A 22,904-nucleotide genomic window follows, 5' to 3' on the forward strand; every position below is an offset into this window, starting at 1 on the left:
TCAATCCCAGGCTGGTGCCAGCCCTTCGGGATTCGTGAGCCGGCCGTTGCGCTCCAGTGCCGCGATCTGCGTCATCTCGGCGTTCGACAGGCGAAGCCGGCGTGCCAGCAGATTGCTTTCGAGATTGGCGCGTTGGGTCGACGACGGAATCACCGCGTAGCCCAGCTGCATGGCCCAGGCCAGCGTGACCTGCGCCGCAGTGGCGGCATGCGCCGCCGCGATCGCCCCGATCACCGGATCCTTCAGCACCGCGCCGTAGCCGAGCGTCATGTAGGAGGTGATCGCGATCCCCTGGCTCTGCGCGAACTCGGCCACCTTGCGGTTCTGCAGGTAGGGGTGCAGTTCGACCTGGTGGGTCGCAATCTCGCTGGCCCCGACCGCTGCGATGGCTTGCCGCATCAACCCGATGTTGAAGTTCGAGACCCCGATCCGCTTCGCGAGGCCTTGGCGCTTGGCCTCGGCCAGTGCGCCCATGAACTCGGCCACCGGCACCGCGCCGCCCGGCGAGGGCCAGTGGATCAGCACCAGGTCCGCGTGGTCGGTGCGCAGCTTGGCGAGGCTGTCTTTCAGGCTCGGGATCAGCCGGCCGCGGCCGTAGTGGTCGGTCCAGATCTTGGTCGTGAGGAAGAGCGCATCGCGCGCCACGCCGCTGTCGGCGATCGCCCGGCCGACCTCGGCCTCGTTGCCGTAGATCTGCGCGGTGTCGATCGCGCGGTAGCCGAGCGCCAGCCCGGTGGCGACCGAATCGATGGCCGCCTGGCCCTGGAGGCGGAAGGTGCCGAGGCCGAAGGGAGGAATGCTGCTTGTCATGAACTGGTCCTGGGGTGGTTGAAATCGAGGGAAGGGGCGGTGGGGCGCGCGCGGTCGAGCCGCCCGCTCCAGACGGTGAGGGTGAAGGCGACCATCACCACCAGGGCGCCGATCCAGCCGGTATGGATCAGGCCCAGGTGCGTGACCACCAGACCACCGGCCCAGGCCGCGCCGGCGATGCCGAGGTTGAAGGCCGCGATGTTGAGCCCCGAGGCGACGTCGACCGCCTCCGGCGTATGGCGCTCGGCTTGCTGCACGACGTAGACCTGAAGCCCGGGCACGTTGCCGAAGGCGACCGCGCCCCACAGCAGCACCGTGGCCAGAGCGAGCCACTTGTACGGCGCCGTGAAGCTCAGCACCAGCAGCACCGCGGCGAGCAGCGCGAAGATGATCCGCAGCGCCGGGATCGGGCCCCGCCGGTCGGCCAGCCTGCCGCCCCAGATGTTGCCGGCCGCGACCGAGAGGCCGTAGACCAGCATCACGCCGCCGACCGCGCCGGCGCTGAAGCCCGACACTTCCGTGAGGATCGGCGCCAGGAAGGTGAACGGGATGAACGAGCCGCCGTAGCCGATCGCGGTCTTGGCGTAGACCAGCAGCAGGCGCGGCTCGGCCAGTACCCGGAACTGCTGTGCCAGCGAGGCCGGCGGCGTGTGGCGGATGTCGTTCGGCACGAACAGCGCGCTGCCGGCGAAGGCGACGACGCCCAGCGCCGAGACGGCGAGGAAGGTCTCGCGCCAGCCGAAATGCTGGCCGATGAAGGTGCCCAGCGGCACGCCGGTGACCAGCGCCACGGTGAGGCCGGTGAACATGATGGCGATCGCGCTGGCGGCCTTCTCCTTCGGCACCAGGCCGGTGGCGATGGTCGAGCCGATCGAGAAGAACACGCCGTGCGCGAGGCCGGTCAGGATGCGCGCGGCGATCAGCGTCTCGTAGCCCGGCGCCTTCCAGGCCAGCAGGTTGCCGAGCGTGAACAGCGCCATGAGGCCGAGCAGCAGCGCCTTGCGCGGCAGCTTGCCGGTGAGCGCGGTGAGCACCGGAGCGCCGATGGCGACGCCGAGCGCGTAGAGGCTGACCAGCAGGCCGGCCGAGGGCAGGCCGATCTGCAGGTCGGCCGCGATGGTCGGAAGCAGGCCGACGATCACGAACTCCGTCGTTCCGATGGCGAAGGCGCTGAGGGTCAGCGCCAGCAAAGCAATGGGCATGAAATGCACTCCTTGGAATGAGGGTGCGAGTGTGGGCCCGGGACCTTTGCAGAAAAATACGGTTCAAAGCACAATATATTTGACTGGAAATCAATAATCCTGGAGCAAGAGGCGTCTTTGAAAACCACTGTCGAGGAACTTCAGGCCTTCGCCGCCGTGGTCGATGGCGGCTCGATCACCGCCGCGGCCGAGCAGCTCGGCCAGACCGTCTCGGGCATCAGCCGGGCGTTGGGCCGGCTGGAGCGCAAGCTGGCCACCACGCTGCTGCGCCGGACCACGCGGCGGCTCGAACTCACCGAGGAGGGGCGGGCCTTCCTGGCGCACGCGCGCGCCATCCTGATCGCCATCGACGAGGCCGAGGAGCAGATGACCGCGCGGCGCCAGAAGCCTGCCGGCCGGCTGCGCGTCAATGCCGCCACGCCCTTCATGCTGCATGCCGTCGTGCCGCTGGTGCCGGCGTTCCGGCGCGCCTATCCGCAGATCGAACTCGAGCTCGACAGCGACGAACTCAACATCGACCTGCTCGAGCGCCGCACCGACATCGCGATCCGCATCGGCGCGCTGCGCGACTCGACCCTGCATGCACGCCCCATCGCTACCAGCAGGCTGCGGGTGCTGGCGAGCCCGGGCTACCTCGAGGCGCACGGCCGGCCGAAGAACGTGGCGGGCCTGGCGCGCCACGCATTGCTCGGCTTCACGCAGCCCGAATCGCTCAACCGCTGGCCGCTGCGCGGCACGCACGGCGACGAATGGCCGATCGCGCCGGCGCTCACCGCGTCGAGCGGCGAGACGCTGCGCCAGCTCGCGCTCGAGGGCGCCGGCATCGTCTGCCTGGCCGACTTCATGACCGCCGCCGATTGCGCGCGCGGCGATCTGGTCCAGTTGCTGGCGCGCGACACGGTGGAAGTGAGGCAGCCGATCAACGCGGTGTACTACCGCAACACGCCACTGACGGCGCGGATCACCTGCTTCCTCGATTTCATGGCCGAACGCCTGGGCTGAAGGAGGGTTCTGGAAAACCCTGTGTGAAACAAAATCAACTGTCTGGAAAAAAGACATGTACGTTGTTCTTTTTTCAGGCGAGGTCGTTGATTTTCAAGCGAGTTCCCTCGAAGCGGAGGGCGTCACCCGGATGGCACGAACTGTGCAAGTTCCAGCCATCTATTTCAGGAAGCATCGCCATGGATCCACGCCCCTCTGCCTTCGCCGCCGCCGCGGACCCCCTCCTGGACGCCGATATCGCAGTGCTGCGGTTGTGCGAGCGCACGACCAACCTGCTGCGCGTCAACGAGCTGCACACGGTCCGCGACCTGGTCCGGCTGCCGGCCCGCAAGCTGTTCGCGCTCTCGCGGCTGGGTCGCAATTCGCTGCGCGAGATCGTCGACAGCATCGACCGCCAGGGGCTGCGCCTGGCGGATTGAGGCCCGCTGCCGCGCGGGAGGGGCGCGGCGCCTCAGCGACCCTGGTTCAGACGCTCGCGGCCCTGTTCGGTCAGGAACTTGCTGCCTTGCCTGTCGCAACCGACCAGGCCATTCGAGAGCAGGCGCTCGGAGACGCTGATCGCATCGGTCGGCGAACGCCGCGTGTGGGCCTCGTGCAGGGCCACCAGCGTGCGCCATTGTTCGTCATTGAGCTGAATCTTCTTCACCAAGGCGGATCTCCATCGACGCGCAGCAGTGTGGCGCAATCGGCGGCCGGGTTCCTCCCCAAAACAGGCGAGGCGCGAAGCTGGTAAAACATCCCCCGACCCCGAATGAACCCAGCTGCACACCCCCCAATTCCGGCGCCTAAGCGCCCGATCCGCTTCGCGGCCACGCTGATCGTCCTGCGCGACGGCCCCGCCGGCCTCGAGGTGCTGATGTTGCGCCGTGCCGAGAAGGAAGGCGACCAGAACAGCGGCGCCAGCGTCTTCCCGGGCGGCGGCGTGGACCCGCAGGACCGCCTGTTGCACGAACGCTGCCAGGAGATCGACGATGCCGCGGCCAGCCGACGGCTCGGCTTGCCGGCCCATGGCCTCGACTTCTACGTGGCGGCGCTGCGCGAGTGCTTCGAAGAGGCGGGCCTCTTGTTCGCCTGCGAGGCCGATGGGCGGCCGGTCGCGCTGGACGGCATGGCCGACGAGGAGATCGCGGCGCTTCGTGCGACCACGGAAGAGGGCGCCGAATCGCTGCTCCGGCTGTGTGCCGAACGCGGCTGGCGACTCGCGGCCGACAGGCTGGCGTACTTCGCCCATTGGCTCACGCCGCCGGGCATGCCGCGGCGCTTCGACACCCGTTTCTTCGTCGCGCTGGCGCCCGCCGCGCAGCAAGCCCGCCCCGATGGCCGCGAGACGGTGGAACACCAGTGGCTGCGGCCGGCCGCCGCCCTCGACCCGGCGCGTGGGCTGCGGCTCATGAACGTGCAGCGCCGGATCCTCGAGCAGCTCGAACCCTTCGACAGCGCCGAAGCCTGCCTGGCCCATGCCCGCGGGCTGCAGGAAATCCCGCTGGTCATGCCGCGCCGGGCCATCGGCGAGGGCGGATTGCGGGCCGTGAACCCGGAGGAGCCCGCTTACGCCGAAATCGGCCGCATCGACCCGGAAGGCGAGGGCCACGGCCGCTGCGAGTTGGCCGACGGCCTCGCGATGTTCCTGTCGCCGCGGGTGCTGCGCGTGACCGCGCGCCGTGCGGACGTGCTGGTCAACGCCTACCTGGTGGGCGGCGAGCGCAACGAGTGGGCGCTGATCGACGCCGACCCCGGCGATCCGAGGCACCGGGAGCTGCTGCTGGCATCGGCGCCCGGCCCGGTGCGCTGGATTCTTTCGTGGCACGACACGCAGCCGCGCCACGGCGAATGCATCGACCTCGGCGGCTGCAGGCTGCGCGTTCTGCCGCGGGGCTTCCTGCTGGAGGAAGAGAAGCTGCTCTTCATCGGCGAATCGGTGTCAGCGCCGGACTTCGGCGTCGATGACGTCGAGTGGCTGGCGCCGCCCAGCGGCTTCCTGCTGCGCGCCTGAGCGAGCACTCTCGCTCTGCCCTGATCCGCAGGGCGCGATTCAGCCGCCCTGGATCACCGCCAAAATGTTGCCCTCGCTGTCCTTGAACCAGGCGGCCCGGGCGCCGCCCTGGTTCGCGATGCCATCGGCGCCCTGGCCGGGCATGCCGTAGTGCTCGAAAACGACGCCGCGCGCCTTCAGGTCGGCGACTTCGCGCTCGATGTCCTCGACCTGCCAGAAGGCCTGGCTGGCCTGCGAAGTGCCGGCGTTGGGAGTCGGGTACAGGAAGCAGCCGGTGCCGCCGGCGAACTCGTAATGGACCCCGCCGGCGATTTCGGCCTTGGGCTGGAAGCCCAGCGTGTCCTCGTAGAAGCGGCGGGCGCGGGCCACGTCCCGGGCGGGAATGTAGGCGTACATGGGGGATTGCTGCAGCATTCGATGTCTCCTGTGAGGCGTCACAGGGCAGAGTGTGCGGCGCGCCCGAGGGGGAGTTCGACTTTTTTCAGCAAAATGGCGCGGCGGACAGGAATCGAACCCGTAACCCCCAGCTTAGAAGGCTGGTGCTCTATCCGGTTGAGCTACCGCCGCGCAGAAAAAAGAAAAAAAGGTCGCGACCGGGCGTGCCATGGGCAGCGGGTGCGGGTTTGCGATTCTACGGTGGCCGCAGCACACCCTTCGCCGGCCGAAGCCGTCCGGAGATGCCCGAAGATGTCGGCGCCACCTCGAAGGCCGTGGCCATCGCCGTCGTGCCGGCTCTGGTGCCTGTCTGGCGGCCACAACGACCCGTATCCCGTCGGGCTTAACATCACGCCTTCCGTCAATTGTTTCGCGCGCGTCCTTGCACGCGCGCGGAATCGAGTTTGCCGTGGTTGAACAGCCGCGACACCATGCGATAAAAAATGGCATCAGCAAAGCGCAAAGTCCCCTCCCAGTCCTATGGAATCCTCGTGCGCGAGGCGTCAGAAACCGCGCTCGACGAGGCTGTCGAGCAAGTGCGGGCGATTGGATATGCAACCCTTGATTCCGGATACTCCGACAGCGAGCTCGAAGCGCTATCGAACGGATTCAACGCCGCGCTCGAGAGCTATCAGGCGACGCACGGCCGGGCTTTCCTCGAGACCCTGAACGAGCACAACAACATCCGGCTGATGTCGACGCAGGGCGAGGGCATGTTCTTGCGATTGGCCTTGAACCCCAATCTGCTCAAGGCCCTTGGCAAGCTGATCGCCGGCAAGTTCATGCTGAACCAGCAGAACGGCATCATCAACCCGCCGAAGGAAGGGTACAACCAGGGCGCATGGCATCGCGACTTGCCGTACCAGCATTTTCTTTCTTCGACGCCGCTCGCCGTGAATGCGCTCTTCTGCATGGACGATTTCACCTTGGAGAACGGTGCCACCTTTGTACTGCCTGCCTCGCACAAGACCAGCGAATTTCCGTCGGCAGGCTACGTGGAAAAGAACGCCCTCCAGGTTCCCGCGAAGGCGGGTCAGTTCATCCTCCTGGACTGCATGACCTTCCACTGCGGCGGGTACAACGGCAGCGATCGAGCGCGGCGCGCCGTGAATCACCTCTACAACATCCCGTACTTCAAGCAGCAAATCAACATCCCGGGCAATCTTGACGCGACGGACTTGTCGCCGCAGGCGAAAGAGATACTCGGATTCAATTTCCAAGAATCCAAATCGCTCGGAGATTTCTTCGATTCACGCAAGAAGTAGTTTGCACATCCAGACAGTCAATCACCATGAAATCTTTTCCTTCGATCCTGCAAGCCTTTTGCGACCCAGTCACTCATGAGGCTCTTGCCCCAAATGCAGCCGGACTTTCGAATCGGTCGAACCTGACCTTCGAGTTCCTGGATCATGAGATGCGCGTTGTCGACTTCATGGCCCCCTCCATGATCTCGGCGGCCGACGACGTCAATCTGCAGATGTACAACGACGAGCATTCGACGGACAAGTATCGGAACTTCCTGAACTGGTTGTTTGCCACGTTCAACACGCAGGAAGACGACTTCCGAGCCGACCTGGTTCGGCGCGTCAACCTCTCCGAAGGCATGAAGGTGCTCGTTGTGGGGTGCGGCTTGGGCGAGGACATTCCGCTCATCCTGAAGGCGATCGGGCCTCGTGGGGAGTTGCATGCCCAGGACATCAGCAAGTCGATGATCAAGAACGCGAGCGATGTCCTGAAATCCGAGAATGTGTGCTTCTCCATTTCCAATGCGACTCAGCTGCCGTACCAGTCCCGGTATTTCGATGTCGTCTTTCACTTCGGCGGAATCAATCTCTTCGGTGACATGAAGAAGGCGATCGCGGAGCTTGAGCGGGTCTGCAAGGTTGGCGGCCAGGTGATGTTCGGAGACGAAGGAATTGCCCCGCATCTCAGAGGCACGCAATTTGCCGATGTTCTGATCAACAACAATGGTCTGTGGGCTCTCCATGCGCCAGTCGAGTCCTTGCCTCACAACGCGGAAGACATCGTCGTGAGCTACGTTCTCGGGAACTGCTTCTATCTGATTTCCTTCAGCCCTGCGGAGGGGCTGCCGCAGGTCGATCTGGACGTTCCGCACATTGGCACAAGGGGGGGCTCCGCGCGCACGCGGTACTTCGGGAAGATCGAAGGCGTCACCGAGAAAACGAAGCTGAAGTTGGTCGCCGCTGCGAAGCAGCGGGGTGTCTCCGCACACGATCTCCTCGAAGAAATCATCAACGCGCACACCGCGAGCGACGATGGCAAGCTGGGTTAAGCGGGGTCTGCTGTATTCGCTGCCCGAAGGAGGCCTTCATCCAAAGCTGATGTCGCACGCGGCAAATCCTTTGCCTGTGCATCTTGAGGGTAGCGTCTACAGGATTTTCTACAGTGCCAGGGATGCGCACAGCCGTTCGTCGGTCGGCGCCGTAGACATCGACATCGAAAGCCGCCGGATCGTTCACGAGCACGTCGAGCCGTTCTTCGAGTACGGGCCGCCAGGCAGCTTCTACGCGGATGGCGTGAGCATCGGCAATTGCTACGAGGCCAATGGGCAGCGCTACATGCTGTTCATGGGCTGGCAAGCGCCGCGCGACCGGCATTGGCGCGGCGACATCGGGCGGCTTGTCGTTCGCCCCGATTTGACCCTTGCGCTGGACAGTCCCGAGCCGCTCATGGGCGCGGATGCGACCGATCCGATCAGCCTGGCCTATCCGTGGGTGATGCGGAAGGCTGGGGGCGGCTACCGCATGTGGTACCCGTCGACCAGGACCTGGGAGGCTGGCAATGGCGAAATGCTGGCGGTTCTCAACGGCGCCGACTCGGAAGATGGCGATCACTGGACGCGCACGGGCCAGGCGGTGCCGTACGAGTTAGGCAAGGCCCAGGCATTTTCGCGGCCGAATGTGCTGCAAAACGCAAATGGGGGCTACGAGATGTGGTTCTCGTACCGCAGCGGAACCGGCGAGAGCTACCGCATCGGGTATGCGACGAGTCCGGACAGCGACCAGTGGCAACTGGAACTCGCGTCAGTCGGGATCGACGTTTCAGACAGCGGCTGGGACTCGGACATGATCGAGTATCCCTTCGTGTTCGAACACGGCGGCCAGCGCTGCATGCTCTACAACGGCAATGGCTACGGCAAGACCGGATTCGGCATGGCGGTCTGGTCGGGGGCGTGAACGGCGAGGCCGTTCAACGTTCGCACTACAGCCTCGATAGGTCGGCGCACCGGCTTCACGGGCTGCAGCGATACCAGGTTGGCGCAATCGACCCCTTGGGAGGGGTGCCGACACTCTCGAACCGGCCGTCAAAATGTTCGCTGCAGTAAGTTTTCAGCATGCTCAACAACACGCTGTTGGCGAAGATGGGCACACCTTCAGGACTTCTCAATCGAACGAGCAGTCCTCTGCCTGCGCGGCTCTCCGATCGAGCAACCGCGAATGGCGCCAGAGTCGAGACGCCGAGCCCGTAGAACCGGTAGTTCATCGCGCGCTCCGATGTTCCGAGGACAGAGTAGACGGCCTCGAACGGAAAACTGTCGCCCCACACGACCACCGGAATGCCATCAACGCCGCTCACGCGTTCTCTGACTTCAATGTCTGCCGCCTTGAGTGCTCTTGATTCCTCAAGCACGTCAAGAACGTGCACGAGGGATGCGACCCCAAGGGCGAGGGCCAGGAGGGTGTCATACCGTTGCCGTTTGCCATTCAATGCCAAAGGGGCAAGGAGCAACAAGGCGAGCAAGGGTGAGTAGATCTGCACAATGCCCGGACGCCCCAGGTAGCCGATCGCGGCAATGGCAGCGACAAAGATCGTCCAGGCGGCGAGCATCGCTCGACTAGGGCGCACCACAGAGACTCCCAAAGCGACCAAAGCGAGCATCCAGAGGGACGGGTGTCCCAAGAACTTCAGTCCCTTGATCGCATTCGCCCATCTGCTCTCTTGTTTCGATTGGGGGTCGACTTCCGAGAGCATCGCCTCGAGGACGGGTGGATTTGCAAGGTTCGGATCGACAAAGAACCAATGCTCCATCAGCTTGAGGTCGTTCTCGCTGAATCCGTGCTTTTCGAGGACGTCCGGGTGCTTCCTAAGGGGCTCGCCAGCACCGAAGTCCGTCAGCAACGCCCGAACATGATTGAGAGCGTTGAAATCGCGCCATTCGGGCGCCTTGTAGGCCTGGTGATCCACCATTGCGGCGACTGCGATCACGCAACCGACCGCGACTGCGCCCACGAGTGCCGCCCGATCCCGAAGCAATTGGCGTATCGGGAGGAACGTCCATCCGACCGCGCAGACAAAGAAGAACTCGGGGGCGCGAATCAGATAGCTCGCGATGGCCAGAAGGCAGGCTGCGACCATGACACCCGTCTTTCCTTCTCTGGCGTACAGGCACAAGAGAATGACGGACGCGACCATGAGCAGGCCTGCGTTCACGGTGAACTGGGGAAAAAGGATCGGACGCGCCATGACCAGACCGAGCACCGCCGCACAAGCCGCATAGCTCACCCGCATTCGCAACAAGCCATAGCCGATCGCGGAGCCGGCGACCAGCAGCGACGCCATGGTCGCGAGCGAGTAGCCCGGTACCCCTTGCAACGTGGGCAGACCCCGGACCAGGTAGCCCCAAAGCACGTTGGAGAACATCAGGTACGGCGGTGACCCGCCGGCGGCGACTCCATACCCATGTGCCACCATGGACATCGAGACGTCGTCGTTGGTTTGCCACCGCGGGGTGGAGATCCAGCACAGCAAGAGCATCAATGTCGCGACCGTTGCCAGCGCGATCCCAAGGGCCTTCCAGCCCGACGCATCCGCGTCCCGAAACGATTTAGCCACGAGCGATGACGATGGTGCCGATCACGATCAGTGCGACGCCAATGAGCTTGGGGCCCGTCAGCGGCTCGTTGAGCAACCATGTGCTCAAGGCGAGAACCACCACGAAATTGAGGCTCATGAACGGGTAGGCGTGGCTCAGTTCGAACTTCGACATCGCGCCGATCCACGCCAGCGATGCGAGGAAGGCAGCGACGAAGCTGGATATCACCCACGGATCCAGCAGCACCCCGAAAGCGAACTGGATTTTGGCCGGGAGGTTGGCGGGAAGGCTGCCGAAGAGGCTCACCCGCCACTTCAGAATGAGTTGCCCATAGACGGTGAGTCCAATGGTCGCGGCGATATAGAAATAGTCTGTCAGGCGTGAGTACATGGGGTCGTATGCGCCGGTGTTCGGCACCTGCGATGGTAGTTGATGGCGAGAGTCAGCCGCGAGCAATGGACTGTCAGATTCCGTAGGACGATGGTCGAAGCGTGGGCGGCTGGAGCCCTGCGGGGGCCCCTCAGAGTCGGAGGCTTGCCGCGAATTCATGAAGCAGTCGCCGCATTTGTGACGCAGATTGTCGACCGGAGGCGCGTGGCCGCCGGCCGCAGCCAACGTAGTCCGTTCGGACGGACGGCCATGAACAGTGCTGCTTTTGAAGGCACCGTGTTGCAGGCCACGCCAGGCAACGATTCCGGCCGAAGCCAACACGRTTTTCCCCAGCATTGTCCCCAGGAATCAGGGAGAACCTGTCGGGCTCCCGAGGCGTGAAGGCGCCCCAAACCTTGAACTGCTTCAGGAGGTCGATGATCACCGGCGCAGTGACCTGGCGGGCGCGGTACACGGCGAAGGCCTCGGAAATTTTGCGCGAGCGGAAGGTGTCGCCGGCCTGGGTCTTCTTGCTGTGCGTGCTGGCGCCCTCCGTCGTCCAGGTGGCGATCAGCTTGGCCATCATGTCCACTTTCGTCTGCATAGGGCCCCCACTTTCGGCGAGGGGCTTTTTCCCGTTTTCAGGAGCCCTTGCCGAGCCTGCCAAGCTTCCGGCGAAAATCTCCCCATGACACGAGGAAAAAATTGAACGCGCAAGCAGCACCCCCTATCCAGTCGGTAGCGCCCTTCCTGATGCGGCGATCCGCAGTCGTTTGGGTTGCCGTGGCGCTCGCGATGGGCATCTTCGCGGTCCCGATGATTCCCTATCTGGCCTACCCGGCCGACCTGTGGGTCCACATCGAGTATGCGAAGACCATCCATGGGCCTGCGGACATCGTCTCCCCGCACTTCCTCTTTCAGCTGCTGCTGATCGCCGTCACCAAGGTGAGCGGGCTCTCGTTCAACGCTTCGGCCATCGCATTGATCTCGATCTGCTACGGGGGGATGGCGGGAATGATCGCAGCCCAGATCCGGCGAGCTGCACCGGTAATGCCTCCGTGGGCGATCCTGGCCGTTTCGGTGCTTGTGCTGCTCGCCTCGCACATCTTTCTGCAGACGGCCTTCAAGCTGAATTTTCTCTACGGTTACATCGCGCCGACGGTCTATCACAACCCCACGCAGGTGCTCTCGAAGGTGCTGGCGCTGGCCGTGACGTTTGCCTACTTCGCGATCGCACTCGAGAATGGGAAGGCGAGCCGAGTCCAGCAGGTTCTATTGCCAATCGGCGTTGTCCTTTCAGCGGTTGCGAAGCCATCGTTTCTGATCGCCTTCGTGCCATGCGTGTGCCTCTGGGAGTTCTATCGCGTGACGTCGGGGCAATGGCGGTTGGCCGCGCGAAATCTCTTGCTCGTGGTCCTTCCCGCGGTCATCGTGCTGGCGCTTCAATTCCGGATGACCTACACCGCGGGGGGCACTGGCGGTGGGCTGGCATTCGCACCGTTCTTGGTCTACGGCGGGGCGGCCGACGTTCTTTCGAAGCTGCCGGCATCTCTCCTGTTTCCGGTCGTCGCTGCGGTGGTGATCTGGCGAGGCGGCGGATTCGACTCTCGGATGCGCTTCGTCTGGCTGCTCTACGGAATCGGCATGATCATCAGCACCTGCATTGTTGAGGCTGGACCCCGGATGATGCAGGGCAACTTCGCATGGACCGGACAGACGGTGACGTTCCTCCTCTACGTGCAGAGCGCGATCGCACTCTGCCGCCTCCCGCGGCGAAGCGCGTTGCCCGGGTGGGTGGCGTTCGCGCCGCACGTAGTCTTCGGAGCGGTGTGGTACTCGGCGGCGCTTTTCATGCCACTGGGAACCTTCCTGTGACGCTGAAATGAAGACGCCTGGCGATGCCCGCCTGCACTTTCTGGACGGCCTGCGTGGCTGGGGGTCGCTTGTCGTCCTCTTGGCACATGTGTTTGGCGAGGGCTTCCCCATCAACGATCGTGTCACAGCGATCCTGACGCGCACGGGCCTTTTCAATGCTGGGCTAGCGGTCTGGGTGTTCTTCGTCGTGTCGGGCTTCTCGCTGGCGATCGGCTTTTGCCGGCGGCGGGATTCGGCGATCCTCGCCAACATCGCGCTCGGTCGATATGTGCGCCTGGCCGTTCCAATTCTCTGCGCAGCGTTGTTGCTCTACCTGCTGTTCGTCCTGGGCCTCGTACCAACACCCGAGCACCGGCTGCCGAAATTCCAGGCCTTTCTGCCGGTGTCGCCCACCGTGTGGGATGTGCTGCGCTTCTCGCTCTTCGACGTTTTCTTTGCGTATGACTTTGCCACGACCTTGATCGGCCCCCTGTGGACGATGCCCTTTGAACTCTGGGGCTCGGCCCTGGTCCTGGGCACCTTGTTCGTCGCGGGCCGGCTTGAGCGGCGCGGTTGGCTGTATGCGGTGCTGAGCGTGATCGCATACCTCGTCAATCCGATCTACGCAGCCTTCATCGCCGGACTCGCGCTTGCCGAGATACATGCGTCGGGCGTCCTGGAGCGCCGCCTTGCCGCCCTTGCCCCACTGTTTGTGGTGCTCCTGCTGGTCGGTTGGGCCTGCGTGGGCTTTCTTCCACAGATCGGCAACCCTCCCGGCGCCTACCTGTTTGTAGCGACCCTGCTGACGACGGCGTCCGTTTTTGGTCGGCCTATCGCGGGGTTTCTATCGGGAGGCATCAGCCGCTTCCTGGGTCGGATTTCGTTCCCGCTCTACCTGATCCACGGACCTCTGATGCTCGCCTATGGCAACAACGCTTACCGCTGGGTCGATGCCCCGACGGACCTGCAGAAACTGCTGCTAAATCTCTCAATCGTGGCGGTCTGCATCGGAAGCGCGACCTTGCTTGCGCCAATGGACCGACTCGGAATCGCATTCGCCAAGCGGTTCAGCGCCTTCATCACATCCCGCAACTCCGTCACCGACAGCACGCCGGCGATTGCTGAGCAGAAGTAGGGCGGTCAGTTGCCGGATTTCAGCCGGGCCAGCGCCGCCAGTCGGCGCAGCGCCTGGCGCGCTGCCGCCAACCCAGGGGTCTTGCCGCTTTTCGCTTCGAGATTGTCCAGGGCTTTCGACGTCGTCGGGCTTTGGCGCGGCGCGCGTCACCGGCGCCGGCTCTTCATCCTCGGGCAGCACCGCAACGTCAGGCGCTGCCTTCTGCTCCTGGGCTCCGGGTGTGGCGCACCCGCTCTTGGACGTCTTCGTCAGCACCACTGGGAAGGCGACTTGCCGTTCGGAAGCGCCAACAGCCAGATCGCCACGCTGGTTGAGCGCCAGACCCGTTACGTGATGCCGGTGGCGGCGTCGATCTCTAGCCTCTGGATAGCGGCCTCAAGCGTTTCGCGCACGACAGCCTCGATGGCCTGCCAGTACTGTAGGTATGCCTGTTCGTCGGCCGCGTACTTCGGCACCAGGCCCTGCTTGACCGCTTCCTTCATTGCGGCCACGAGCATTTCGTCAGTCATGTTCATCGGTCAAAAAACGCTGATTGCCACGCCCTGAAAACGTTGGGACGCCGATCGAATTCCCCACCGAAGTAGCCCGAGGGTCGACAGCTCTTTCCGAGATGGAGCGGCAGTGCATCTCTGTTGGCCGTTGGAAACATCGCCAAACGTTAGAAGCTGGACCCCTAAAGCAAATTGCCGGTAGCAACGCTAAGTTGCTACCGGCATTCACTTTTTGATGGTCGGGGCGAAAGGATTCGAACCTTCGACCCTCTGGTCCCAAACCAGATGCGCTACCAGGCTGCGCTACACCCCGACGAGCCTTCGATTCTAACCCGCGATTGGGCCGTCGGCTCGTCGATGTGGTTCAGCGGCGCTGATATTGGGTGCTGCCAAACAGGATTTCGCGTTCCTTGTCGCCCGTGATCGGCTGCCTCAGGTCGGCCAGCACCTTGACGCCGCGCTGTACCGCAGGCCGCGCGGCGATGCCGTCGAACCAGCGCTTCAGGTGCGGGTAGTCGGTGAGCACGATGCCCTGGTTCTCCCAACTGCGCAGCCAGGGAAAGATCGCGATGTCGGCGATCGAATAGTCCTCGCCGGCGATGAACTCGTGGCTCGACAGCTGCTTGTCGATCACGCCGTAGAGGCGCTTGGCCTCGTTGCTGTAGCGGTCGATCGCGTAGCCGATCTTCTCGGGCGCATACATGCGGAAATGGTGCGCCTGGCCGAGCATCGGGCCGACGCCGCCCATCTGGAACATCAGCCACTGCAGCGTCTCGTAGCGCGCGCGATCGCTGGCCGGCAGGAACTTGCCGGTCTTGCCGGCCAGGTACACGAGGATCGCGCCCGACTCGAACAGCGAGATCGGCTTGCCGTCCGGCCCTTCGGGATCGGTGATCGCCGGGATCTTGTTGTTCGGACTGATTTTCAGGAAGCCGGGCTTGAACTGGTCGCCCTTGCCGATGTTGACCGGATGCGCGCGGTAGGGCAGGCCGCACTCCTCCAGCATGATGTGGACCTTGTGACCGTTGGGCGTGGGCCAGGAATAGACGTCGATGGGTGCTTGGGACATGTCTGAATCATCCGGGGGTGATGGCGAGGCCGGCCAGCATAGTCCCGGCTGGACTTTCGTGCAGGCGGCCGCTTCGTTCGCACCCAGGCTATCCGACCTGGCTCCCGTGCGCGAAGCACCACATCCAGTCCTCGCCCGGCTCCAGCGAGGCGATCACGGCGTGACCGGTGGCGTGGAAATGCCGGGTCGCATGCCGGTTCTTCGAGGAATCGCAGCATCCCACGTGGCCGCAGTGGACGCACAGGCGCAAGTGGACCCATTCGTCGCCGAGCGCAAGGCATTCCTCGCAGCCGGCCGAGCTCGGTGGGACGATCACGTTGGGCACGTGGGAGCAGGGGTAGACGGCGGACATCGGAGTCTCCTCGCGAGGCGCGTCAGGCCGCCGCCGACGCGGCCGATGCCAGGTGCTGATGGATGAGTGCGACCACGGCGGCGCCCTCGCCGATGGCGCCGCCGACTCGCTTGACCGAACCCGAGCGCGCGTCGCCGACCGCGAACACGCCCGGCACGCTGGATTCGAGCGCCGCCGCGGTCTTGGCCGGAAAGCCGCCGCGCGCCGCCTGGCCCGTGAGCACGAAGCCGTGCTTGTCGAGCGCAACGCCGCAGCCCGCGAGCCAGTCGGTCTCGGGCACCGCGCCGATGAAGAGAAAGATGTTGCGTGCCGGGCAATCTTCCTGCTTGCCGCTCAGGCGATCGCGCCAACTCGCGCCGTTCAGGCCGGTGGCCGGCTCGCCGTGCAGCGCCACCAGTTCGGTGTGCGGACGCAGCGCGATGTTGTCCGTGGCCTCGATGCGATCGATCAGGTAGCGCGACATGGTGGCCGCCAGCGAGGGCCCGCGCACCAGCACGTTGACCTTGGCCGCATGCTGCGACAGGAACACCGCGGCCTGGCCGGCCGAGTTGCCGCCGCCGACCAGCGCGACCTCCTGCCGGGCGCACAGCTTGGCCTCCAGCGCCGAGGCCCAGTACCAGATGCCCCGGCCCTCGAACTCCGCCAACCGCGGCACCTCGGGCCGGCGGTAGCGCGCGCCGCTGGCGATCACCAGTGTCCTGGAGGTCAGGCGCCGGCCGTCGGTGAGCTGCACCGAGACTTCGCCCCGGGATTCGGCGGCGGTGCAATCGAGCGATTCCACCTGGGCCGGGATCAGCATCTCGACGCCGAACTTTTGCGCCTGCACGTAGGCGCGCCCGGCCAGCGCGCCGCCCGAGATGCCGGTCGGAAAGCCCAGGTAGTTCTCGATCCGCGCGCTGGCGCCGGCCTGGCCGCCGAACGAGCGGCAGTCGACCACGATCACGCGCAGGCCTTCCGAGGCCGCATAGACCGCGGTCGCGAGGCCGGCCGGGCCGGCGCCGACCACCAGGACGTCGAACAGGTCGTCGTGCGCAATGCTGTCGACCATGCCCAGGCAGCGCGCCAGCGCATGCTCGGTCGGATTCGGCATCACGGTGCCGTTGGGACAGACGACCAGAAGTTCGGCCTCGCCGTACTGCTCGAGCAGCGCCGCGGCGTCGGCGTCCTGCGTGGCGTCGACCACGTGGTAGGGATGGCCGTTGCGGCCCAGGAAATTCTGCAGCCGCAGCACGCCGGCCGACTGCGGCGGCCCGATCAGCACCGGTCCGCTGGCGCCGGATTCGATCAGCGCCACCCGGCGCAGGATCATCGCGCGCACCAGCCGCTCGCCGAGATCGGCCTCGGCAATGATCAGCGCCCGCAGTTGGTCCGGCGGCACCAGCAGGGTCTGGACCTCGGTCTCCGCATGGCCGTCGACCAGCGCAGGGCGGCCCGAGAGCTGGGCGACCTCGGCCAGGAACTGGCCCGGCCCCTGGCGCTCGATCGGCACGACGTGCCCCAGGCCGTCGCGCTGGGTGATCGACACCGTTCCGTCGAGCACGACGAACATCCCGGGGCCCGGCTCGCCGGCCCTGAAGAGGCAGTCGCCCCGCGCATGGTGCCGCACGGTCCCGAAGCGCCGGATGCGTGCGATGTCCGCGTCGCCCAGGACGGGAAACATCTGGTGGCGGCGAGTCTCGACCTCGATCCTGGTTTCGGTGGCCATCAAATCTCCATAGAGCGAATTTCCGGAATTAAACGCTGAAGCGGCCCCGATCGCGTGGCGTCATGCAAATGCCTTCGAATCGACATGCTTGTTTCACCGCCGGTCCCGAGACTGCGTCCGTAGAAAGGGTCCCGATGAAAGAACTGCCCAACCCGACCTTCCCGTTCTCCCAGCTGGGCCTGCTCGGCTCCCTCCGGTCCGCGCCCGGTCCGGCTCCCGTTGCAATACCCGTGCCGCCCCCGCGGACGGAGGGCGGCCGGGAAACCGGCGGCATCAGCGTGAGCTGGGCGCGCCACCAGGACGAGGTGCGCGCCGCCCAGCGCCTGCGCTACGACGTGTTCGCCGGCGAAATGGGCGCACGGCTGGCGACGCCAGTCGCCGGCCATGACATCGATCTCTTCGACGACTTCTGCGAGCACCTGCTGGTGCGCGAGGAAGCCACCGGCCAGGTGATCGGCACCTACCGGGTGCTGACGCCGGCCCAGGCCCGGCGCGTCGGCAGCACCTACAGCGACATCGAGTTCGACCTGACCCGCCTGCGCGACCTGCGCGAGCGCATGGTCGAGCTCGGCCGCAGCTGCGTGCATGCGCAGCATCGCCAGGGGGGTGTCATCCTTGCGCTCTGGGGCGCGCTGGCCGGCTTCATGGGCCGCAACAAGCTCGACACCATGATCGGCTGCGCCAGCATCCCGATGTGGCACCTCGGCGTGACCAGCGGCGACGCGGCGGCCAGCATCTGGCGCCAGCTCTCGACCACCCACATGGCGCCGATCCAGTACCACGTGCAGCCGCGCCTGCCGCTGCCGGTGCAGCGCCTGGACGGCGCGCTCGATATCGAGCCGCCGGCGCTCATCAAGGGCTACCTGCGGCTCGGCGCCAAGGTGCTCGGGCCGCCGGCCTGGGATCCGGACTTCAACACCGCGGACCTGCCGATGCTGATGCGCATCGACGAGTTGCCGGCACGCTACAAGAGGCACTTCGAGGGTCGCTGAGGGCACGGAGAGTGTTGGAATTCCGTCACGAAGCCGTCACAAAACTGTCATGCGCGCCCGTGACACTGGCATGCTGCGACCGATTGAGCACTCCTGCGGCGGTTGTTACAGAATCCTCATTCATGTCGCCTGCCACTTCCGACAAATCGCCTGCCGCCGTCGAACCCGAATCCGCCCTGACCCTGCTCGATCGGGATCACGCCATCCTGGCCTTCAACGAGCGTGTGCTCGACTGGGCCTACCGCCCCGAGGTGCCGCTGATCGAGCGCCTGCGCTACCTGTGCATCGTCTCGTCCAACCTCGACGAGTTCTTCGAGGTCCGGGCCGCGCCCCACCTCGCGGCCGGCGTGGCCGGCGACCAGAAGGGCAACTACACGGTCGCATCCTTCGAGCACCTCGCCGAGGCCGCGCATTTGCTGGTGGCGCGGCAGTACGCGCTCTACAACGACGGGCTGATCCCGGCCTTCGCGAGCCAGGGCGTCCACATCATCTCGCACGGCGAGCGCAACCCGGTGCAGCGCAAGTGGGTGCATGAGTATTTCGAGCGCGAGGTTCGTCCACTGCTGATCCCGGTCGGGCTGGACCCGGCCCACCCGTTCCCGCAGGTCGCCAACAAGTCGCTGAACTTCATCGTGCGGCTCGGCGGCAAGGATGCGTTCGGGCGCGAGAACCCGATCGCCATCGTGAAGGTGCCGCGCGTGCTGCCGCGCGTGATCCGCCTGCCGGCCAAGGTCTCCGGCGGCAAGACGCTGTTCATCGCGCTGTCCAGCGTGGTGCGGGCCCACCTGTCGAGCATGTTCCCGGGGCGGGAAGTGGGCGAGTTCTCCCAGTTCCGGGTGACGCGGCATTCCGACCTCGCGGTGGACGAGGAGGATGTCCGCAACCTGCGCACCGCCCTGCGGCAGGGGCTGGAGCACCGCCACTACGGCCAGGCGGTGCGGCTGGAGGTTTCCGCCAGTTGCGCCGAATCGCTCGCGAGCTTTCTGCTGGCGCAATTCAACTTGCCGCCGCAGGCGCTCTACCGGGTGCATGGGCCGGTGAACCTGGCGCGCCTGACGCAACTGATCGACCTGCTCGACGAGCCGCAGCTGAAGTTTCCGCCGTACCAGGCGTCCTACCCGATCACGCTGTCGCCGGGCCAGTCCTTCTTCGACCGGCTGCAGCGCAGCGACGTGCTGATCCACCAGCCCTTCGAGAGCTTCGGCGGCGTACTGGCCTTCCTGCGCGAAGCGGTGCAGGACCCGCAGGTGCTCGCGATCAAGCAGACCATCTACCGTACCGGCACCGACTCCGAGCTGATGGACCTGCTGCGCGAGGCGGTCCGCCGCGGCAAGGAAGTGACCGTGGTGGTGGAACTCAAGGCGCGCTTCGATGAAGAGGCCAACATCAACTGGGCCGAGATGCTCGAGTCGATCGGCGCCCAGGTCGTCTACGGTGTGGTCGGCCTGAAGACGCACGCCAAGATGCTGCTCGTGACACGCCGCGAGGGCCGGCAGATGCGGCGCTACGGCCACCTGTCGACCGGCAACTACAACCCGCGCACCGCGGCGCTCTACACCGACATCAGCCATCTCACGGCCGACCCGCTGCTGACCGCCGACATGGAGGCGGTGTTCGTGCATCTGGCCAGCCAGAGCCGGCTGCCGAAGCTGCACCGCATGTGGCTGGCGCCCTTCGACCTGCATCGCAACCTGATCGCGCGCATCGACGCCCTCGGCGTTGCCGCGGCGGCCGGCGAGACCGGCCGCATCGTCGCCAAGATGAACGCGCTGACCGACGAGGCGCTGATCGCCGCGCTGGTCCGGGCCGGACAGAAGGGCGTCAAGATCGACCTCATCGTGCGTGGCGCCTGCACCCTGCCGGCGCGCGTGCCGGGGTTGACCGACAACATCCGCGTGCGCTCGGTGATCGGCCGCTTCCTCGAGCATTCCCGGGTCTTCTATTTCCGCCAGGGCAGCGACGAGTCGCTGTACCTCTCGAGCGCCGACTGGATGAATCGCAACATGCTGCGCCGGGTCGAGCTGGCCTGGCCGGTGACCGACCCCGGATTGCGTCAACGGCTCATCGATGAGTGCCTGGTGGCCTATCTGCACGACGGTCGCGATGCCTGGGACCTCGGCCCCGACGGCATCTACCGCCGCGTCTACGCGGACACGCATCCGGGCGAGGAGGGCGCCTCGCGCGCCATCGAGGCCCACGGTGCGCAGACGGCCCTCATGAATCGCTACGCATCGCGCGGGATCCGTCGCGCGGCATCACGGGATTGACCGAACCATGGACCTTATTTTCTGGCGCCACGCCGAGGCAGACGACTGGACCGAGGGCTGCGACGACCTGCAGCGATCGTTGACCGCGCGCGGCGAGAAGCAGGCCAAGCGAATGGCCGGCTGGCTCGATCGTCAACTGCCCGAGGGCACGCGCATCGTGTGCAGTCCGGCGCGCCGATGCGAGCAGACCGCGCTGGCGCTCGGGCGCAAGTACAAGCTGCGCACCGAGCTCGCGCCCGACACCACGCCCGATGCGCTGCTGGCCGCCGCCGGATGGCCGAACGGCAAGTCGGTGGTGCTGCTGATCGGCCACCAGCCTTCGCTGGGCCAGGCGATCTCGCTGCTGCTGGGGCTGCAGCAGGACAGCTGCCCGGTGCGCAAGGGCGCGGTCTGGTGGATCCGCACGCGCGAGCGCGACGGGGACGTGCAGACGGTGGTGGTGACGGTTCAGGCGCCCGAGTTGCTGTAGTCGCGTTCGGGGGAAGGGGCCCTCAGAGTCCGGTGAGCTCGAGCCGCCAAGGGGTCTTCTGCCAGGCCAGCACCTCCTCCCGCAGCAGGTGCGCGGATTGCGGGAAGAGGTCGGACCAGCCGACGCGGCAGCCGACGACGAACCGCCGCGTGTCGGGCTGTTCGAGTCGCAGCCCCTCGAGGTCCGGGTTGCGCCGGGCGTGGCACAGGATCACGGCCAGCCGCAGCGCGATGAGCTGCGGAACGAAGCTCTCGTCGTCCAGCGACGTTTCCAGCTTGCGCAGCTTGCCGCGATGCCCCAGCACCAGCTGGCTCAGGGCGTGCATTTCGTTGACTGCGAAGCCGGGCGCATCGGCGTTGTCGAGGATGTAGGCGCCGTGCTTGTGATATTCGCTGTGCGAGATCTGGGTCCCGATCTCGTGCAGCTGCGCGGCCCAGCCGAGCTTGCGCAGCGCCCGGCCGGCCCGGCTCGTGGTGCTGCCCCCGCGCGCGGCGGGATTGAGCTGCACATAGAGGGCCGCGGCGGTCTCGCCGACCCGCTTGACCTGGGCGCCGTCGACCGGGAAGCGGGACGCCAGCCGTGCCACGGTGGTGGTGCGCAGGTCGGCCACCACGTCGTCGCGCTCGAGCAGTTCGTACAGCACGCCGTGGCGCAGCGCGCCCTGGGCGACCTTCATTTCCTCGATCTCGAGCAGGTCGAACACGGCCCGCAGAACGCTGACGCCGCCGCCGATCACCGCCTTGCGGTCCTCCCGCATGCCCTCGATGCGCAGGCGGTCGGCGCTGCCGGCCCGCAGCAGCCGGTCGACCAGCCAGTCGAGGCCATCGCGCGTGATCAGGCCCGGCTCGTTGCCGGCCGCGGTCAGGACGTCGCCGACGGCACCGATCGTGCCGGAGGTGCCGTACACGACATCCCAGCGGTCGGGTACGTAGGTGTCCAGCGCTTCGTCGAGCACCGCCTTGGCCGCCACTTCGGCGGCCTGGAAGGCCGCGGGCGTGAAAAGCCCCTGCGGGAAATGCTTCATCGACCAGGCGACGCTGCCGACCCGGTAGGACTCCATGACCTCGGCCTCGAGCGCCTGGCCGATGATCATCTCGGTCGAGCGGCCGCCGATGTCCACCACCAGGCGGCGTTCGCGGTTCGAGGCGTCGGTGTGGGGCAGGGTGTGCGCCACGCCCTGGTAGATCAGGCGGGCCTCTTCGCGGCCCGTGATGACGTCGATGCCGAAGCCCAGAACGGTGCGCGCGCGCAACAGGAACTCGTCGCGGTTGCGCGCTTCGCGCAGCGTCTGGGTGGCCACCGCGCGAACCTGGGAGCGATCGAAGCCCGCCAGCCGTTCGCCGAAGCGCGCCAGCGTGTCCCAGCCGCGCTGCATGGCGTCGGGCGTGAGATTGCGCGAACCGTCGAGGCCGTTGCCCTGGCGGACGGTTTCCTTGAGGTATTCGGTGCGGTGGATCTGGCCGTGGTCGACCTGGCCGATTTCCAGTCGATAGCTGTTCGAGCCGAGATCGACCGCGGCGAGGCGGGTTCCGTTTTTCATAGTGAGGTGCAAAGGGCGGGGCCTGATCGTAGCCCGGCGGGCACGCAAGGCTAGATCGGCCATGTGACGAATATGTGACAGCGACACACGATCACGCACTGCGGCAGCGGTTTTTCCCTCTGTACGCCGGTGTCACGACGCTGTCACACAAGCTTTCTAGAGTCGCTGCCAAGCCCCCCGAGGGGTCCTCTTGCAGCTCAAAGGAAGCATCATGAAAACGACGTTCAAATTCGCTGCCGCCGGCCTGATCGCCGCGGCTTTCGCCCATCCGGTCCTGGCCCAGGAAGCCGCCACCGGCGCCGGCGCCAGCTTCCCGGCGCCGCTGTATTCGAAGTGGGCCGCCGATTTCAACAAGGCCACCGGCGCCAAGATCAACTACCAGTCG

General features: G+C 65.8%; 23 protein-coding genes, 2 tRNA genes and 1 pseudogene. 12 read left to right on the plus strand and 14 right to left on the minus strand.

Annotated features, from left to right (window positions below):
- Complete coding sequence (gene dkgB, locus AB4Z46_RS26905; protein ID WP_442286613.1) at positions 1-810, minus strand: 2,5-didehydrogluconate reductase DkgB; 810 nt, start codon at positions 808-810, stop codon at positions 1-3.
- A complete protein-coding gene (locus tag AB4Z46_RS26910) occupies positions 807-2,012 on the minus strand; it encodes an MFS transporter (protein ID WP_442286614.1) in 1,206 nt (401 codons plus the stop codon). The genes dkgB and AB4Z46_RS26910 overlap by 4 nt, the downstream gene beginning before the upstream one ends.
- Before the next feature lie 117 nt (positions 2,013-2,129).
- On the opposite strand from AB4Z46_RS26910, the gene AB4Z46_RS26915 reads away from it, so the two are divergent.
- Together AB4Z46_RS26915 and AB4Z46_RS26920 are read left to right on the plus strand one after the other, a co-directional pair.
- Entirely contained in the window at positions 2,130-3,014 is an 885-nt protein-coding gene (locus AB4Z46_RS26915; RefSeq protein ID WP_442286615.1) for a LysR substrate-binding domain-containing protein, read from the plus strand.
- Positions 3,015-3,193: 179 nt separating this feature from the next.
- Entirely contained in the window at positions 3,194-3,433 is a 240-nt protein-coding gene (locus AB4Z46_RS26920) for a DNA-directed RNA polymerase subunit alpha C-terminal domain-containing protein (protein WP_442286616.1), read from the plus strand.
- Between the two features lie 32 nt (positions 3,434-3,465).
- Here the strand turns inward: AB4Z46_RS26920 and AB4Z46_RS26925 are convergent, their stop codons facing one another.
- Positions 3,466-3,663 carry a hypothetical protein gene (locus tag AB4Z46_RS26925; protein ID WP_442286617.1) on the minus strand — a complete coding sequence of 66 codons (198 nt, stop codon included), beginning with the start codon at positions 3,661-3,663 and terminating at the stop codon, positions 3,466-3,468.
- Between the two features lie 102 nt (positions 3,664-3,765).
- Between AB4Z46_RS26925 and AB4Z46_RS26930 the strand changes: the two genes are divergently transcribed.
- Entirely contained in the window at positions 3,766-5,007 is a 1,242-nt protein-coding gene (locus AB4Z46_RS26930; protein WP_442286618.1) for an NUDIX hydrolase, read from the plus strand.
- Positions 5,008-5,046: 39 nt separating this feature from the next.
- On the opposite strand, the gene AB4Z46_RS26935 is transcribed toward AB4Z46_RS26930, so the two are convergent.
- Together AB4Z46_RS26935 and AB4Z46_RS26940 are read right to left on the minus strand one after the other, a co-directional pair.
- Positions 5,047-5,421 (minus strand): VOC family protein, encoded by a 375-nt coding sequence (locus AB4Z46_RS26935; RefSeq protein ID WP_442286619.1) that lies wholly within the window; start codon positions 5,419-5,421, stop codon positions 5,047-5,049.
- Between the two features lie 76 nt (positions 5,422-5,497).
- Positions 5,498-5,574: transfer RNA gene (locus tag AB4Z46_RS26940), tRNA-Arg, on the minus strand.
- A 311-nt stretch (positions 5,575-5,885) separates the two neighbouring features.
- On the opposite strand from AB4Z46_RS26940, the gene AB4Z46_RS26945 reads away from it, so the two are divergent.
- The 3 genes from AB4Z46_RS26945 to AB4Z46_RS26955 are packed head-to-tail and all read left to right on the plus strand — an operon-like array spanning position 5,886 to position 8,639.
- A complete protein-coding gene (locus AB4Z46_RS26945; protein ID WP_442286620.1) occupies positions 5,886-6,707 on the plus strand; it encodes a phytanoyl-CoA dioxygenase family protein in 822 nt (273 codons plus the stop codon).
- A gap of 26 nt (positions 6,708-6,733) precedes the next feature.
- A complete protein-coding gene (locus AB4Z46_RS26950; RefSeq protein WP_442286621.1) occupies positions 6,734-7,735 on the plus strand; it encodes a class I SAM-dependent methyltransferase in 1,002 nt (333 codons plus the stop codon).
- Complete coding sequence (locus AB4Z46_RS26955; RefSeq protein WP_442286622.1) at positions 7,719-8,639, plus strand: hypothetical protein; 921 nt, start codon at positions 7,719-7,721, stop codon at positions 8,637-8,639. Before AB4Z46_RS26950 ends, AB4Z46_RS26955 begins: the two co-directional genes overlap by 17 nt.
- Positions 8,640-8,694: 55 nt before the next feature.
- Here AB4Z46_RS26955 and AB4Z46_RS26960 read toward each other — a convergent pair whose 3' ends face one another.
- From AB4Z46_RS26960 to AB4Z46_RS26970, 3 genes are all read right to left on the minus strand, one after another.
- A complete protein-coding gene (locus AB4Z46_RS26960; protein ID WP_442286623.1) occupies positions 8,695-10,296 on the minus strand; it encodes a hypothetical protein in 1,602 nt (533 codons plus the stop codon).
- Entirely contained in the window at positions 10,289-10,666 is a 378-nt protein-coding gene (locus AB4Z46_RS26965) for an EamA family transporter (protein WP_442286624.1), read from the minus strand. Before AB4Z46_RS26965 ends, AB4Z46_RS26960 begins: the two co-directional genes overlap by 8 nt.
- A 130-nt stretch (positions 10,667-10,796) precedes the next feature.
- Positions 10,797-11,231 (minus strand): hypothetical protein, encoded by a 435-nt coding sequence (locus AB4Z46_RS26970; protein WP_442286625.1) that lies wholly within the window; start codon positions 11,229-11,231, stop codon positions 10,797-10,799.
- A 119-nt stretch (positions 11,232-11,350) separates the two neighbouring features.
- Between AB4Z46_RS26970 and AB4Z46_RS26975 the strand changes: the two genes are divergently transcribed.
- Both AB4Z46_RS26975 and AB4Z46_RS26980 read left to right on the plus strand, forming a co-directional pair.
- Positions 11,351-12,520, plus strand: coding sequence for a hypothetical protein (locus AB4Z46_RS26975; protein ID WP_442286626.1), 1,170 nt, complete (start codon positions 11,351-11,353; stop codon positions 12,518-12,520).
- A gap of 7 nt (positions 12,521-12,527) precedes the next feature.
- Positions 12,528-13,634, plus strand: a complete 1,107-nt coding sequence (locus tag AB4Z46_RS26980; RefSeq protein ID WP_442286627.1) for an acyltransferase family protein — start codon at positions 12,528-12,530, stop codon at positions 13,632-13,634.
- Between the two features lie 326 nt (positions 13,635-13,960).
- Here AB4Z46_RS26980 and AB4Z46_RS26985 read toward each other — a convergent pair whose 3' ends face one another.
- The 5 genes from AB4Z46_RS26985 to AB4Z46_RS27005 form a co-directional block, all read right to left on the minus strand.
- Positions 13,961-14,143 (minus strand): hypothetical protein, encoded by a 183-nt coding sequence (locus AB4Z46_RS26985; protein WP_442286637.1) that lies wholly within the window; start codon positions 14,141-14,143, stop codon positions 13,961-13,963.
- Between the two features lie 218 nt (positions 14,144-14,361).
- A tRNA-Pro gene (locus AB4Z46_RS26990) sits at positions 14,362-14,438 on the minus strand.
- Between the two features lie 51 nt (positions 14,439-14,489).
- Positions 14,490-15,194, minus strand: a complete 705-nt coding sequence (locus tag AB4Z46_RS26995; protein ID WP_442286628.1) for a glutathione binding-like protein — start codon at positions 15,192-15,194, stop codon at positions 14,490-14,492.
- Between the two features lie 88 nt (positions 15,195-15,282).
- On the minus strand, positions 15,283-15,546 hold the full coding sequence (locus AB4Z46_RS27000) for a UBP-type zinc finger domain-containing protein (RefSeq protein WP_442286629.1): 264 nt from the start codon (positions 15,544-15,546) through the stop codon (positions 15,283-15,285).
- 22 nt (positions 15,547-15,568) lie between these two features.
- Positions 15,569-17,251, minus strand: a complete 1,683-nt coding sequence (locus tag AB4Z46_RS27005) for an FAD-dependent oxidoreductase (RefSeq protein WP_442286630.1) — start codon at positions 17,249-17,251, stop codon at positions 15,569-15,571.
- Positions 17,252-17,385: 134 nt separating this feature from the next.
- On the opposite strand from AB4Z46_RS27005, the gene AB4Z46_RS27010 reads away from it, so the two are divergent.
- The 3 genes from AB4Z46_RS27010 to AB4Z46_RS27020 all read left to right on the plus strand — a co-directional run bounded on the left by AB4Z46_RS27010 (position 17,386) and on the right by AB4Z46_RS27020 (position 20,979).
- Entirely contained in the window at positions 17,386-18,243 is an 858-nt protein-coding gene (locus tag AB4Z46_RS27010; RefSeq protein WP_442286631.1) for a GNAT family N-acetyltransferase, read from the plus strand.
- A 122-nt stretch (positions 18,244-18,365) separates the two neighbouring features.
- Positions 18,366-20,510: a polyphosphate kinase 1 gene (gene ppk1 / locus AB4Z46_RS27015; RefSeq protein ID WP_442286632.1), complete on the plus strand. Its 2,145-nt coding sequence runs from the start codon at positions 18,366-18,368 to the stop codon at positions 20,508-20,510.
- Positions 20,511-20,517: 7 nt separating this feature from the next.
- Complete coding sequence (locus tag AB4Z46_RS27020; RefSeq protein ID WP_442286633.1) at positions 20,518-20,979, plus strand: SixA phosphatase family protein; 462 nt, start codon at positions 20,518-20,520, stop codon at positions 20,977-20,979.
- A gap of 22 nt (positions 20,980-21,001) precedes the next feature.
- Here AB4Z46_RS27020 and AB4Z46_RS27025 read toward each other — a convergent pair whose 3' ends face one another.
- Positions 21,002-22,519: a Ppx/GppA phosphatase family protein gene (locus AB4Z46_RS27025; RefSeq protein WP_442286634.1), complete on the minus strand. Its 1,518-nt coding sequence runs from the start codon at positions 22,517-22,519 to the stop codon at positions 21,002-21,004.
- A gap of 211 nt (positions 22,520-22,730) precedes the next feature.
- Between AB4Z46_RS27025 and AB4Z46_RS27030 the strand changes: the two are divergent.
- Positions 22,731-22,904: pseudogene (locus tag AB4Z46_RS27030) on the plus strand (phosphate ABC transporter substrate-binding protein PstS); the annotation flags it as partial.

This window comes from Variovorax sp. M-6 (assembly GCF_052114385.1).
Lineage (GTDB): Bacteria > Pseudomonadota > Gammaproteobacteria > Burkholderiales > Burkholderiaceae_C > Variovorax.

Bases quoted from the DNA above. Each gene is read 5' to 3' on its own strand.
- dkgB (WP_442286613.1), bottom strand. From the start codon at position 810: ATGACAAGCAGCATTCCTCCCTTCGGCCTCGGCACCTTCCGCCTCCAG.
- AB4Z46_RS26910 (WP_442286614.1), bottom strand. From the start codon at position 2,012: ATGCCCATTGCTTTGCTGGCGCTGACCCTCAGCGCCTTCGCCATCGGA.
- AB4Z46_RS26920 (WP_442286616.1), top strand. From the start codon at position 3,194: ATGGATCCACGCCCCTCTGCCTTCGCCGCCGCCGCGGACCCCCTCCTG.
- AB4Z46_RS26930 (WP_442286618.1), top strand. From the start codon at position 3,766: ATGAACCCAGCTGCACACCCCCCAATTCCGGCGCCTAAGCGCCCGATC.
- AB4Z46_RS26935 (WP_442286619.1), bottom strand. From the start codon at position 5,421: ATGCTGCAGCAATCCCCCATGTACGCCTACATTCCCGCCCGGGACGTG.
- AB4Z46_RS26945 (WP_442286620.1), top strand. From the start codon at position 5,886: ATGGCATCAGCAAAGCGCAAAGTCCCCTCCCAGTCCTATGGAATCCTC.
- AB4Z46_RS26950 (WP_442286621.1), top strand. From the start codon at position 6,734: ATGAAATCTTTTCCTTCGATCCTGCAAGCCTTTTGCGACCCAGTCACT.
- AB4Z46_RS26955 (WP_442286622.1), top strand. From the start codon at position 7,719: ATGGCAAGCTGGGTTAAGCGGGGTCTGCTGTATTCGCTGCCCGAAGGA.
- AB4Z46_RS26965 (WP_442286624.1), bottom strand. From the start codon at position 10,666: ATGTACTCACGCCTGACAGACTATTTCTATATCGCCGCGACCATTGGA.
- AB4Z46_RS26980 (WP_442286627.1), top strand. From the start codon at position 12,528: ATGAAGACGCCTGGCGATGCCCGCCTGCACTTTCTGGACGGCCTGCGT.
- AB4Z46_RS26985 (WP_442286637.1), bottom strand. From the start codon at position 14,143: ATGACTGACGAAATGCTCGTGGCCGCAATGAAGGAAGCGGTCAAGCAG.
- AB4Z46_RS26995 (WP_442286628.1), bottom strand. From the start codon at position 15,194: ATGTCCCAAGCACCCATCGACGTCTATTCCTGGCCCACGCCCAACGGT.
- AB4Z46_RS27000 (WP_442286629.1), bottom strand. From the start codon at position 15,546: ATGTCCGCCGTCTACCCCTGCTCCCACGTGCCCAACGTGATCGTCCCA.
- AB4Z46_RS27005 (WP_442286630.1), bottom strand. From the start codon at position 17,251: ATGGCCACCGAAACCAGGATCGAGGTCGAGACTCGCCGCCACCAGATG.
- AB4Z46_RS27010 (WP_442286631.1), top strand. From the start codon at position 17,386: ATGAAAGAACTGCCCAACCCGACCTTCCCGTTCTCCCAGCTGGGCCTG.
- ppk1 (WP_442286632.1), top strand. From the start codon at position 18,366: ATGTCGCCTGCCACTTCCGACAAATCGCCTGCCGCCGTCGAACCCGAA.
- AB4Z46_RS27020 (WP_442286633.1), top strand. From the start codon at position 20,518: ATGGACCTTATTTTCTGGCGCCACGCCGAGGCAGACGACTGGACCGAG.
- AB4Z46_RS27025 (WP_442286634.1), bottom strand. From the start codon at position 22,519: ATGAAAAACGGAACCCGCCTCGCCGCGGTCGATCTCGGCTCGAACAGC.